Annotated in this window: 13 protein-coding genes; all 13 read left to right on the top strand. The window is 47.6% G+C overall.

Going from position 1 to position 12341, the window contains the following annotated elements; genetic code table 11:
* Positions 1-67 precede the first annotated feature (67 nt).
* The 13 genes from efp (at position 68) to NOM90_RS03300 (ending at position 12284) form a co-directional block, all read left to right on the top strand.
* Positions 68-625 (top strand): elongation factor P, encoded by a 558-nt coding sequence (gene efp / locus NOM90_RS03360; protein ID WP_255939987.1) that lies wholly within the window; start codon positions 68-70, stop codon positions 623-625.
* A 198-nt stretch (positions 626-823) separates the two neighbouring features.
* Complete coding sequence (locus NOM90_RS03355; protein WP_255939985.1) at positions 824-2077, top strand: aspartate kinase; 1254 nt, start codon at positions 824-826, stop codon at positions 2075-2077.
* 178 nt (positions 2078-2255) lie between these two features.
* A complete protein-coding gene (gene accB, locus NOM90_RS03350) occupies positions 2256-2729 on the top strand; it encodes an acetyl-CoA carboxylase biotin carboxyl carrier protein (RefSeq protein WP_255939984.1) in 474 nt (157 codons plus the stop codon).
* Positions 2726-4114, top strand: a complete 1389-nt coding sequence (gene accC, locus NOM90_RS03345; RefSeq protein WP_255939982.1) for an acetyl-CoA carboxylase biotin carboxylase subunit — start codon at positions 2726-2728, stop codon at positions 4112-4114. The genes accB and accC overlap by 4 nt, the downstream gene beginning before the upstream one ends.
* 83 nt (positions 4115-4197) lie before the next feature.
* Positions 4198-4617, top strand: a complete 420-nt coding sequence (locus NOM90_RS03340; protein ID WP_255939981.1) for an Asp23/Gls24 family envelope stress response protein — start codon at positions 4198-4200, stop codon at positions 4615-4617.
* Between the two features lie 67 nt (positions 4618-4684).
* Positions 4685-5224, top strand: coding sequence for an alkaline shock response membrane anchor protein AmaP (gene amaP / locus NOM90_RS03335; protein WP_255939979.1), 540 nt, complete (start codon positions 4685-4687; stop codon positions 5222-5224).
* 162 nt (positions 5225-5386) lie between these two features.
* Entirely contained in the window at positions 5387-5839 is a 453-nt protein-coding gene (nusB, locus tag NOM90_RS03330) for a transcription antitermination factor NusB (RefSeq protein ID WP_255939977.1), read from the top strand.
* A gap of 27 nt (positions 5840-5866) precedes the next feature.
* Positions 5867-6727 (top strand): bifunctional methylenetetrahydrofolate dehydrogenase/methenyltetrahydrofolate cyclohydrolase FolD, encoded by an 861-nt coding sequence (gene folD, locus NOM90_RS03325; RefSeq protein ID WP_255939975.1) that lies wholly within the window; start codon positions 5867-5869, stop codon positions 6725-6727.
* Positions 6728-6730: 3 nt separating this feature from the next.
* Positions 6731-8092 carry an exodeoxyribonuclease VII large subunit gene (gene xseA, locus NOM90_RS03320; RefSeq protein ID WP_255939973.1) on the top strand — a complete coding sequence of 454 codons (1362 nt, stop codon included), beginning with the start codon at positions 6731-6733 and terminating at the stop codon, positions 8090-8092.
* The gene (gene xseB / locus NOM90_RS03315; protein WP_255939971.1) at positions 8082-8342 is read left to right on the top strand and encodes an exodeoxyribonuclease VII small subunit; all 261 of its coding nucleotides are present in this window, start codon (positions 8082-8084) and stop codon (positions 8340-8342) included. Before xseA ends, xseB begins: the two co-directional genes overlap by 11 nt.
* Before the next feature lie 26 nt (positions 8343-8368).
* A complete protein-coding gene (locus tag NOM90_RS03310; RefSeq protein ID WP_255940536.1) occupies positions 8369-9244 on the top strand; it encodes a polyprenyl synthetase family protein in 876 nt (291 codons plus the stop codon).
* Positions 9245-9461: 217 nt separating this feature from the next.
* The gene (dxs, locus tag NOM90_RS03305) at positions 9462-11366 is read left to right on the top strand and encodes a 1-deoxy-D-xylulose-5-phosphate synthase (protein WP_255939970.1); all 1905 of its coding nucleotides are present in this window, start codon (positions 9462-9464) and stop codon (positions 11364-11366) included.
* Positions 11367-11420: 54 nt separating this feature from the next.
* Positions 11421-12284: a TlyA family RNA methyltransferase gene (locus NOM90_RS03300; protein WP_255939969.1), complete on the top strand. Its 864-nt coding sequence runs from the start codon at positions 11421-11423 to the stop codon at positions 12282-12284.
* The last annotated feature ends 57 nt before the right edge of the window (positions 12285-12341 follow it).

Below are 12341 nucleotides of genomic sequence, written 5' to 3'. Positions count from 1 at the left end.
TAACAAGAAATACGTTTTAACCTGTATCATCATTCAGCAAGGCAACCATTCCAAGGAGGAATCCTCAATGATCTCAGTTAACGATTTTAAAACAGGCCTTACCGTCGAAGTGGACGGCGACATCTTCACCGTAATCGAATTCCAACACGTAAAACCAGGTAAAGGTGCGGCATTCGTGCGCTCCAAGCTCAAAAACTTGCGTAACGGTAACACGGTAGAGCGTACTTTCCGTGCTGGCGAAACAATCGGCCGCGCACAAATCGAAAACCGTGGCGTACAATACCTGTATGCAAGCGGTCAAGAGCACACTTTCATGGATAACGAAACTTACGATCAATTCTCGCTGACAAGCGAGCAATTGGAGTGGGAACTTAAATTCCTGCGCGAAAACATGAACGTGCACATCATCAGCTACAAAGGCGAAATCCTCGGTATTAACTTGCCAACAAGCGTAGAGCTTAAAGTTGTAGAAACAGAGCCGGGTATCAAAGGCAACACAGCAACAGGCGCTTCCAAAAACGCGAAACTCGAAACAGGTCATAACGTTCAAGTTCCGTTGTTCATCAACGAAGATGACGTATTGCTGATCGACACACGCGAAGGCAAATACATTTCCCGCGCATAGTCAGGAATCTAAGCTCCTTATCGTCCAAGACGGTAAGGAGCTTTTTTGTGCAAATAGATGCAGGAAAGTGTAAATAATTTTCCGAAAAAACAATGGAAGAAGCCATCGATTTCGTATTATACTCATTTAAAGCGATAAAAAAGACCGAAGCCGTTTGGAAAAATGAGTTTCGAAATTATGCGGGGGAGTGAACACGTTTTGTCATTATTCGTCATGAAGTTCGGCGGGAGTTCCGTCGGCGATACCGAGCGGATGCAGCGCGTTGCGAAGCGAGTCGCCGAGAAAAAAGAAGAAGGGCATCAATGCGTCGTCGTCGTATCGGCAATGGGAGACACGACAGACGATCTGATTGATTCCGCAAAACGTCTGAGTGACCATCTTCCGGCTCGTGAAATGGATATGCTGATGACGACCGGCGAACAGATTTCGATTTCGCTGTTATCGATTGCGATTCAAGCGATTGGTCATGAAGCGATTTCCTTTACAGGTTGGCAAGCCGGATTCGAGACGGAGTCTAATCACGGAAGTGCTAGAATTACGAATATTCGTCCAGATCGTGTCATCAAAGCTTTGGATGCCGGTAAAATCGTTATTGTAGCGGGATTCCAAGGCATGAGCGAAGAAGGCGAAATTACGACGCTTGGACGCGGCGGTTCCGATACGACAGCGGTTGCTTTGGCAGCAGCGATCAAAGCGGACGCTTGCGAGATTTATACAGACGTTGACGGTATCTATTCAACAGATCCGCGTATCGTGAAGTGTGCACGAAAATTACCGTCAATCTCGTACGACGAGATGCTGGAACTTGCCAATCTGGGCGCTGCTGTCCTGCATCCACGCGCTGTGGAATATGCCAAACATAATTCGGTGCGCTTAGTTGTTCGTTCGAGCTTTAATTATAATGAAGGAACCGTAGTCGAGGAGGAATCGAGCATGGAGCAAGGCGTAGTAGTGAGCGGGATTGCTTATGATAAAAATGTAGCAAGAATCAGTATTTTGGGCGTGTCGGATGTACCGGGCGTATTGGCGGGTATCTTCGGCGCTTTGGCAGAACAACGCGTGGACGTTGACATTATCGTACAAAGCGGTTCGCAAGACGGCAAAGCAGACTTTTCGTTTACGGTAAACGGCGGCGAAGTCGATCGTGCGCTGCAAGTGATCGAAAGTACTCGCGAACAAGTCGCTTACCGCGAGCTGACTTCGGAGACGGATCTGGTCAAAGTCTCGATCGTCGGTGCAGGTATGGTCAGCCATCCAGGCGTGGCGGCACAAATGTTCCGCGTCATCTCGGATCAAGGCGTGAGCATCAAAATGGTGAGTACGTCGGAAATTAAAGTTTCTTGCGTAATCGAAGGCGAAAAAGTCAAAGACATTATCGCGGCGCTACATACCGCTTATAACTTGGATACGCAAGAGCAAGCTTTCGTTGGTGGCCCGCAAGATCGTCGTTAATTGTTAAATCAAGCGAAAGTTTGGATAAAAAGAGCGGAAAACTCCTTTGGAGACCGCTCTTTTTATTTTACCGTGTTGTGATATAATACATAACGTTAGTAAACGGCTTACCGTGCATTTTACAAAAAAGCGGATTAAATCCCCGTACAAGCCTGAAAATGTTAAGGAGCGTGCCTGAATGTTTAAAATAAGCGAAATTAAAGAACTCATTGAATTATTGGATCGTACATCGGTTCAAGAATTGGAACTTGAAGAAGAAGGCGCACGTGTCGTCATTCGCAAAGGCGGACGCGTTGATGCCAATGCCCAAGCCCCTGTGTGGGTACAACAACCACAAGTTCAAGCTCAGCCTGTATCCCATACAGAAGTGGCGCCAACTGCTGCACCGGCAGTTTCGACACCAGACGAATCTTTACATAAAATCGTCTCTCCAATGGTTGGTACATTTTATGCTTCGCCGTCGCCGGATGCAGATGCTTATGTAAGCGCAGGTAGCCGTGTGAACGAGAAGTCGGTTGTGTGCATCATTGAAGCTATGAAACTCATGAACGAACTTCTTGCAGAAGTGAAAGGTGAAGTCGTTGAAGTGCTCGTCGAGAACGGACAGTTGGTCGAATATGGACAACCCCTGTTCTTGGTTAGAGCGGAATGAGCGACTTCGTAGCGGAAGGAGGACGTATCGAATTGGATATTACAAAATTCAACAAAATTTTAATTGCCAACCGCGGTGAAATCGCTGTGCGGATTATTCGTGCGTGCCGCGAGCTTGGGATTTCTACCGTAGCGGTATATTCGGAAGCAGATCGCGACTCGCTGCATGTACGTCTGGCGGACGAAGCCTATTGCATCGGACCGACAGCGTCAAAAGACAGCTATTTGAACTTCACGAATCTAATGAGCGTCGCAACGCTTACCGAGTGCGATGCCGTTCATCCGGGTTATGGATTTTTGGCTGAAAATGCAGACTTCGCAGAAATTTGCGGATCATGCAATATTACGTTTATCGGCCCTTCGCCAGAAGCCATCACCAAAATGGGCGATAAAGCGGTAGCCAAATTGACGATGCAAGAAGCAGGAGTTCCGGTTATTCCGGGTTCTGACGGTCTGGTCGAGGATTTGGAAGAAGCTGTGGAATTGGCTCGCGGAATCGGTTATCCCGTTATTATCAAAGCTACAGCAGGTGGCGGCGGCAAAGGGATTCGATTGGCGGAAGACGAAGATACATTGCGTCAGCAAATCGTTGCCGCGCAGCAAGAAGCGGAGAAAGCTTTCGGTAATTCCGGCGTTTATCTTGAGAAGTTTTTGACAGGTATGAAGCACGTTGAAATCCAGATCATTGCAGATAAACACGGCAACGCTGTGCATCTGGGTGAACGCGATTGCTCGGTGCAACGCCGTCGTCAAAAATTGGTCGAAGAAGCTCCTTGTTCGGTATTGTCGGAAGAAGTTCGCACCGCAATGGGCGAAGCAGCCGTTCGCGCGGCGCACGCTGTTAATTATTCGGGAGCGGGAACACTTGAATTCTTGCTGGGTCCGGACGATAACTTCTACTTCATGGAAATGAACACGCGTATTCAAGTAGAACATCCCGTTACCGAAATGGTGACGAACGTCGATTTGATTCAGGAAATGATTTCGGTAGCCGAAGGCAACCCGCTTTCGTTTACACAATCCGATATCAAAATCAACGGATGGTCGATCGAATGCCGAATCAATGCGGAAGATCCAGATCGCAACTTTATGCCATCTCCGGGTAAAATCAGCTTTTATCTGCCTCCAGGCGGTCTAGGCGTTCGTGTAGATAGTGCAGCTTATCAAGGCTACAATATCCCGCCGTTTTACGATTCGATGGTTGCCAAGTTGATCGTATGGGCACCTACTCGCCCTGAAGCGATTGCAAAAATGAAAAGAGCGTTAGCCGAATTCGCAGTTGAAGGTGTAGCGACAACGATTCCGTTCCATCAACGTCTGTTAAATCATGAGACGTTTATCCGTGGTGATTTCGACATTAAATTCCTTGAAGAAAACGAAGTCTAAATCAGGCAAACATCGTTTGTCACAAGAGACCTCAAATGATATATTTAAGGAATAAATAATCCATAAGGTGGATGGTATCGAATATGAGCAGCTTACCTACAGAATTTGAACGCACCGATATTGGCGAAATCCAAATTGCTCCCGAAGTGATTGAAGTGATTGCAGGTTTGGCGACGATCGAAGTTGAAGGTATCGCGGGAATGAGCGGTGGCTTTGCTGGCGGGATCGCCGAATTGCTTGGACGCAAAAACCTTTCCAAAGGCGTAAAAGTGGAAGTCGGTCAGCGCGAAGCAGCCGTCGACGTATCGGTAATCGTGGAATATGGTTCCCGTTTACCTGAAGTTGCCGGAGCTGTGCAGCGCAACGTGAAACGTTCGATTGAAATGATGACCGGTTTATCCGTAATCGAAGTCAACGTACATGTACACGATGTTCAGCTCAGAGCGAAAGCTGTCGAAGCACGAACCGAGGAGTTTGATCTCGGTACGCCTCGGGTGAAATAACGATTTTTTCTAACCCCCGACCTGCAAAGTCGGGGTTTACTACCGTTTTGAGGGGGCTTGGCTGTACGTGGCGAAAATTGTAGACCGTCTGCTGTTGTTTCTATATAGTGTAACGATTTTGATTTTGAGCGTTCTCGCCATCCTCCTGCTGAGTCGTTCGATTTCGGTTCCGGTCGATTTCCGTTTTGATCTGCCTACACTTTCAATTGTAATTGGTGTGTTGGCTGTACTTATTTTGATTAGTTTGCGGATGTTGTATGTATCTTTGCGCCGTAGTCGTGGGCATTTACATGCAATCGATCAACGTACAGACCTTGGAGTGATTCAAGTTTCTGTAGAAACGATTGAGAATTTGTGTTTGAAAGCCGCTTCCCGCGTCAAAGGCGTCAAAGAACCGCATACGCGGATTAAAATGACCGAACCGGGGCTTGAAATCCAACTTCGTATCGTGATTGACGGTGAATACCCAATTGCCGGGCTGATCGAAGAAGTCCAACATGGGGTCAAAGACTTTATTCAAGACATCACGGGGATTCCTGTCGCTTCGGTCTCTGTCTATGTGGCTGGAGTCGAACAAACGCAAATGATCAGAAGTCGTGTACAATAGAATTTTTAACCAAGCAATTCAGCGAAAGCCTGTGAGACGTTTTTACGCCGGACTGGTTGCATTTTTTAAAAGACCGGGAGAAGCGTTTCACAGGTTTTTGCATGGTTATCCCGAGTGAAAATGAATATCCAACAAATGAACAATAGATTACAGGAGGTACCCATGAAAAGAAGATTGGGAAGAGAACTTGCCGTACAAAGTTTGTATCAGATGGAAATGAACGAGGTCGCTGCATTCGATGCTGTATCGATGCTGATTTCGGAGGCCGCTAACGACAACGAAGGCGAAGTGAAACTCGAAGACGAAGATCGTTTGGCAGAATATGTGCTATCTTTGGTCAACGGAGTATGGAACCATAAAGTAGCGCTGGATGACTTGCTCGGTAGCTACCTCAAAGGTTGGCAGATCAGCCGTCTTTCGCGTGTCGATCGTCAAATTTTGCGTCTGGCTGCTTATGAAATGATTTTTGCGGAAGACGTACCGGCTAAAGTTGCAATCAACGAAGCGATTGAACTGTCGAAACATTTTGGCACAGACGAGTCGGGTAAATTCGTTAACGGCGTACTCGGCAAAATGATTCAAGACGCGGATGAACTGAAAAGCAAGTTCAACTAATCATATCCCTAAAGGAGAGATCCAATCATGACGACAGCCCAAATTATCAGCGGAAAACAAGTATCGGACGAAATTCGCCAAAACCTGAAAACCGAAGTTGAAGCCCTTGCAGCAAAAGACTGTGTACCGGGACTTGCTGTTGTTTTGATCGGGGAAGACCCGGCATCTCAAGTTTATGTACGCAATAAAGCAAAAGCTTGTGAAGAACTTGGATTTTACTCTGAAGTTCATCGTTTGGAAGCAGATACTTCGCAAGAAGACTTGCTTAAGCTTGTCCATACGTTGAATGAGCAAAAAAATATTAACGGGATTTTAGTGCAGCTTCCGCTGCCTGGTCATATTGAAGAAAAAGCAATTATCAATGCGATCGCACCAGAAAAAGACGTCGATGGATTCCATCCGGTCAATGTGGGCAACTTGGTGATCGGTGATGATAGTTTGCTTCCTTGTACACCAGCTGGAGTTATCGAATTGATTAAACATACCGGGATCGAAATCGCAGGCAAACATGCTGTCGTAATCGGTCGCAGTAATATTGTCGGCAAACCGGTATCTTTGCTACTGCAACGCGAAAATGCAACGGTTACCATGTGTCATTCGCGCACTGCGAATATGACCGACTTGACGCGTCAAGCCGATATTCTGGTTGTGGCGGTTGGACGTGCGAACTTTGTCGATGCTTCGTTCATCAAACCCGGCGCTGTCGTGATTGATGTCGGCATCAACCGTTTGGAAACCGGCAAACTTGCAGGCGACGTGGATTTTGAATCGGCAAGTGCGGTATCGGGACCCATTACACCTGTACCGGGCGGCGTAGGTCCGATGACGATTACGATGCTGATGAAAAATACATTGGTTGCGGCAAAACGCGCGCACGGTCTGTCTTAATTTATGGAAAAGCGCATACTGTCAATTCAGGAGCTAAACCGGTATATCCGCCAGCAGTTCGAAGCGGACCCGTTGCTGCCGGAAGTATGGGTGCGCGGTGAAATTTCGAACTTTACGCATCATTCAAGCGGGCATATGTATTTTACGTTAAAAGACACCGGCAGCCGTGTGCGGGCGATTATGTTCGCTTCGCACAATAAACGGCTGCCGTTTGTTCCACGTGAAGGTACACGGGTTGTGGCGCAAGGAAGCGTATCCGTATTCGAACGCGACGGTCAATACCAGTTGTATATTACCGAAATGCAGCCTGACGGAGTAGGCAGTCTGTATTTGGCATATGAACAATTGAAAAAAAAGTTGGAAAGCGAAGGGTTGTTCGATGAGAGCGGCAAACGCAAAATTCCAACTTTGCCGTCTGCGATTGGTGTAATCACTTCGCCAACAGGTGCAGCTGTCCGAGATATTTTGATCACCTTAGGACGCCGTTTCCCAGGTATTCCGGTTATGGTCTATCCGGCTCTTGTACAAGGTAAAGAAGCAGCGGCTTCTATCGTTCGAGGGATACGGATTTTGAATCGATTAGGCGAAGCCGAAGTATTGATCATCGGTCGAGGCGGCGGTTCGCTAGAAGAACTATGGGCTTTTAACGAGGAGATCGTCGCACGAGCGATCTACGATTCAGCGATTCCGGTTATTTCGGCGGTAGGGCATGAGACCGATTTTACGATTTCTGATTTTGTTGCCGATCTACGCGCTGCAACTCCGACGGCTGCCTCCGAACTTGCTGTACCGGATCGGCGCGAACTTCAGCAGCGTGTGATACAGCTTGAGCAGCGGTTGCGTGGAGCTTTGCTTCGCCGCTCGGCGCAAGAACGCGAACGTCTTATGCGTTTGCAACGTTCAGCAGTGTTAACGCAGCCGCAGCGCGCGCTTCAGCCGCATGCGCAGCGTTTGGACGGTCTAACGCGTCGTTTGACGTCCAGAAGCGAAGCGAAGCTTTCTCTAAGTCGGGACAAACATAGTCGTTTGCATAGTCGCCTTGCACGCTTTTATCCAGGCGCGCAATTACAGTCAGCGGTTCGTCAACTTGCCGGGTTGGATAATCGTCTGAATCAAGCGATGAATATGTCTGTTAAAGACCGTCGTCAACAACTGCTAGGCAATATGCGGCAACTTGATGCGCTAAGCCCGCTCAAAGTTATGGCGCGGGGTTACGGCCTTGTCTACGATGAACAGGAAAAAAAGCTGATTAAATCGGCTCGCGAAGTAAATGCAGGAGATCGAATTATAGTTCGAATCAACGACGGAAGTTTGGACTGCCAAGTTATTCAAACGACAGAGGAGGGCGATCAAAGTGGATCATAATGCAGAGTCTGCCGAGTTGAACTTTGAGCAAGCGATGGAGCAATTAGAGAATATCGTAGGCGAGCTTGAGCAAGGTGATGTTCCTTTGGAAAAAGCGATCGATTTGTTTCAACGAGGAATGCAGTTGTCACAGTTATGCGGTCAGAAGTTAGAGCAAGTCGAACGCAAAATCGAAACGATCGTCGAAGAAGACGGGCAGCTAAGACGCCGAAACTTCGCAGAAGAAGTAGACGGAGGGGATAAGTTTTGAATGATGCTTTTGAGTTAGAATCGTATATCAAGCAAGTATCGTTAGATTTAGAAACTTATTTTGATGTCGCCTTCCCCAAACATTGGGATATGCCGCCCGCTTTGCTGGAATCAATGAGATATTCGCTGGATGCCGGCGGTAAACGTCTGCGGCCACTTCTTGTAGTAGCTGCTTGCGAAAGTCTTGGAGGAAACCGAGAAGCCGCGATTCGCGTCGCAGCAGCCGTAGAAATGTTACATACGTATTCGCTCGTCCATGACGATCTTCCGGCAATGGATGATGACGATCTTCGTCGCGGTAGACCGACTAACCACAAAGTATACGGCGAAGCGATGGCGATTCTTGCGGGCGACGCTCTGCTGACCCATGCTTTTTATGTCGTAGCGTCATTGGCAAAAGACGGATTGATTGCTGCCGAAGATGCGATTGCCATTGTATCGGATTTATCGGAGTATTCAGGTCCTCGGGGGATGGTCGGCGGACAGGTAGCGGATATGGAAGGCGAACAAGGCACGACAGACCGGGCAAGGCTCGAATATATTCATTTGCATAAAACAAGCGATCTGATTATGTTTTCGTTAATTGCGGGCGGACGTACGGCTGGAGCTTCTACCCATCAACTTGAAGCGCTTCGAACGTTCGGACACGGAATCGGGCTTGCTTTCCAAATTCAAGACGATATTTTGGATCTGGTCGGCGACGAAAGCAAGTTAGGCAAAAAGACGCAAAGCGATGTGAAGATGGAAAAAGTGACTTATCCTTTTTTGATCGGACTCGACGCATCGCGTGAAGAAGTTCGTCGATTGACGGAAGAAGCCAAATCAGCGGTAGATCAAGCTCAATTGCAATCGACTGAAATCTTATTTGCGATTGCCGATTATTTGGTGGAACGAGATCGATAAAAGTTTCGTTGCTCGCTTGCTTGGGTATTGAACAAGATAACAATTTTGAAGCTCAAAGAGGGATAGCAATCGTAAAAATTGGCTTTGTTTCCCCAAAAACGATATAATAATCGATACTATGACATACACCCGAACGCTTGTTGCGTAGGGGTTGTCTCACTCGAAAAATCGTTAGCGCTCAAAAAATAGGAAAATGAAGGAAAGCGGGGAATGACAGATGCTCCTTCCACAAATCAAGCAACCCGGCGATCTGAAAAGTCTGCCTGCCGAGCAGTTGGTTCCTTTGGCTCAGGAAATTCGTCAATTTTTAATTGAAAAGTTATCCACGACCGGAGGACATTTAGCTTCGAACTTAGGCGTTGTTGAACTCACGCTTGCTTTGCATTATTGCTATAACAGCCCACAGGATAAGTTTATTTTTGACGTAGGTCATCAAGCCTATGTGCATAAAATTTTAACCGGGCGTCAAGATCGATTCGATACCTTACGGAAATACAAAGGGCTTTGTGGTTTCGTTAAGCGCAACGAAAGTGAACATGACGTATGGGAAGCCGGTCATAGTAGTACGTCGTTGTCCGCAGCGATGGGTATGGCGATGGCACGCGATCTGAAAGGCGAAGACAATAAAGTCGTGGCAATTATCGGCGATGGCGCATTGACTGGCGGTATGGCGTTTGAAGCACTCAATCATATCGGTCACGAGCAGAAAAATCTGCTTGTCGTACTGAACGATAATGAAATGTCGATCGCTCCAAACGTAGGCGCAATGCACAATTATCTAAGCCGAGTTCGTTCGGATCGCCACTATTTGCGTGCAAAAGACGATGTCGAGTCGCTGATCAAAAAGATTCCGGCAATCGGCGGTACGCTTGCGCGTACAGCGGAAAAAGTGAAAGATAGCTTGAAATACATGATGGTTCCAGGTGTCTTGTTCGAAGAACTGGGCTTCAAATATATCGGACCTGTCGATGGGCACGATCTACCGAAATTGATGGAAACGTTCCGTCAGTCTGACAACATCGAAGGCCCTGTACTGGTTCATGTCGTGACGACAAAAGGCAAAGGGTACAAACCAGCCGAAGCTGATTCCCACAAATGGCATGGCATTTCGCCGTATAAGATCGAGTCTGGTCAGACGTTCAAAGCGGCTGGCAACCCGATGTATACCGAAGTGTTTGGCAGTACGCTGATCGAACTTGCCGAGCAAGACGAGCGAATCGTAGCGGTCACTCCGGCAATGCCAGGCGGATCAGGATTAATGGCATTTGCCGAGCGTTTCCCTAAACGAATGATCGACGTCGGTATCGCGGAGCAACATGCGGCGACCTTATGTGCCGCGATGGCGATGGAAGGGATGAAGCCGGTCTTTGCCGTGTATTCGACCTTTATGCAGCGTGCATACGATCAGATCGTACATGATATTTGCAGACATAACGCCAATGTTATTTTCGCAATCGACCGTGCAGGCTTTGTCGGCGCAGACGGCGAGACGCATCAAGGCGTATACGACATTGCATTCTTGCGTCATATCCCGAATATGGTCTTGATGATGCCGAAAGACGAGAATGAATTGCGTCATATGATGAAGACTTCGCTCGACTACGATCAAGGGCCGATTGGTTTCCGTTATCCTCGTGTCAATGGTCTGGGTGTTCCGCTGGATACGGAATTGAAAAATATTCCGATCGGAAGCTGGGAAACAATTCGCGAAGGCGATAATTGTGCCATCTTGGCAGTAGGTACGATGGTTCAGACTGCAATGGCAGCAGCAGAATTACTCAAGTCTTCCGGTATTCAAGCGACAGTCGTCAATGCGCGTTTCTTGAAACCTTTGGATGAGAAGATGCTAACCGACCTTGCAGAACGCGGCGTGAAAATGCTGGTGATGGAAGAAGCTTCTCAAGCAGGCGGCTTAGGCGGCGCTGTATTGGAGTTTTATGCTTCGCGCGGAATTCATGCTGAAGTTCGGATTTTGGGTGTGCCGGATTGCTTTATCGAGCATGGCAGCATCAAAGAACAGCAGCAAGAGTCTGGTCTGACCGCAGAACATGCAGCAGATCTGGTACGTGAGGCGGTAAACGGAAGTCGATTAGCTGCATTGAAATCAGGATTAACATCTTAACGTGAATCGATCCATAGCCTAGATTCACATTTTATATAGAAAGAGAGCCACCTCATGGCGGAACCTAAAGAAAAAGTAACAAAAGAACGTATTGACGTTTTGCTTGTCGAGCAAGCGTATTATCCAAGCCGTGAAAAAGCGAAGGCCGCCATTATGGCTGGCCTCGTTTTTGCGGATCAAGAACGGATTGAAAAGCCAGGAATGAAAGTGTCTCGTGAAGCTGCTTTGCACGTTAAAGGAGCCGTACATCCTTATGTCAGCCGCGGCGGGTTGAAATTGGAAAAGGCACTGCATACCTTTGGCATTCAAATGCCGGAGCGAGTCATGCTGGATATCGGCTCTTCGACAGGTGGATTTACAGATTGCGCGCTTCAAAATGGTGCTTCTTACGTATACGCGATCGATGTTGGGTACAATCAGCTAGATTGGTCATTACGTAACGATGAGCGTGTATGTGTGATGGAACGTACGAATTTCCGTTATCTGACACCTGAAGATTTGACGGGTCAGCGGCCGAATTTTGCGAGCATTGACGTATCGTTTATTTCGCTTCGGCTGATTTTGCCTCCTCTCGTACAATTATTGCAGCGTCCGGCAGAAGTAGTCGCTTTAATTAAGCCGCAATTCGAAGCAGGGCGTGATAAAGTCGGCAAATCAGGCGTCGTCCGCGATCGCAAAGTTCATGAAGACGTGCTGAACGAAGTGCTTGGTTTTGCGAATGCACTTGGTTTTCAAATTGGCGGCCTGACGTTTTCTCCAATCACAGGCGGGGAAGGGAATATCGAATTTCTCGTCTATTTGAAGCTTTTGGAAGGAGAAACGCAGCCGCTTGGCGAAGAAGTTATTCGTGAGTTGGCGTCGAATACCGCGGCGGAAGCCGCTCGAAATTTCCAAAGAAACTCATCCGCCGAACGGTGAGTTTCTTTGCGTTGAAGACGTTTATAGAATATAGATGGATCGATTACGCATTTTAGG

This window comes from Saccharibacillus sp. JS10 (genome assembly GCF_024436065.1).
GTDB lineage: Bacteria > Bacillota > Bacilli > Paenibacillales > Paenibacillaceae > Saccharibacillus.
Note: the sequence above shows the minus strand (reverse complement) of the source record. Positions and strands in the feature narration are given on the sequence as shown.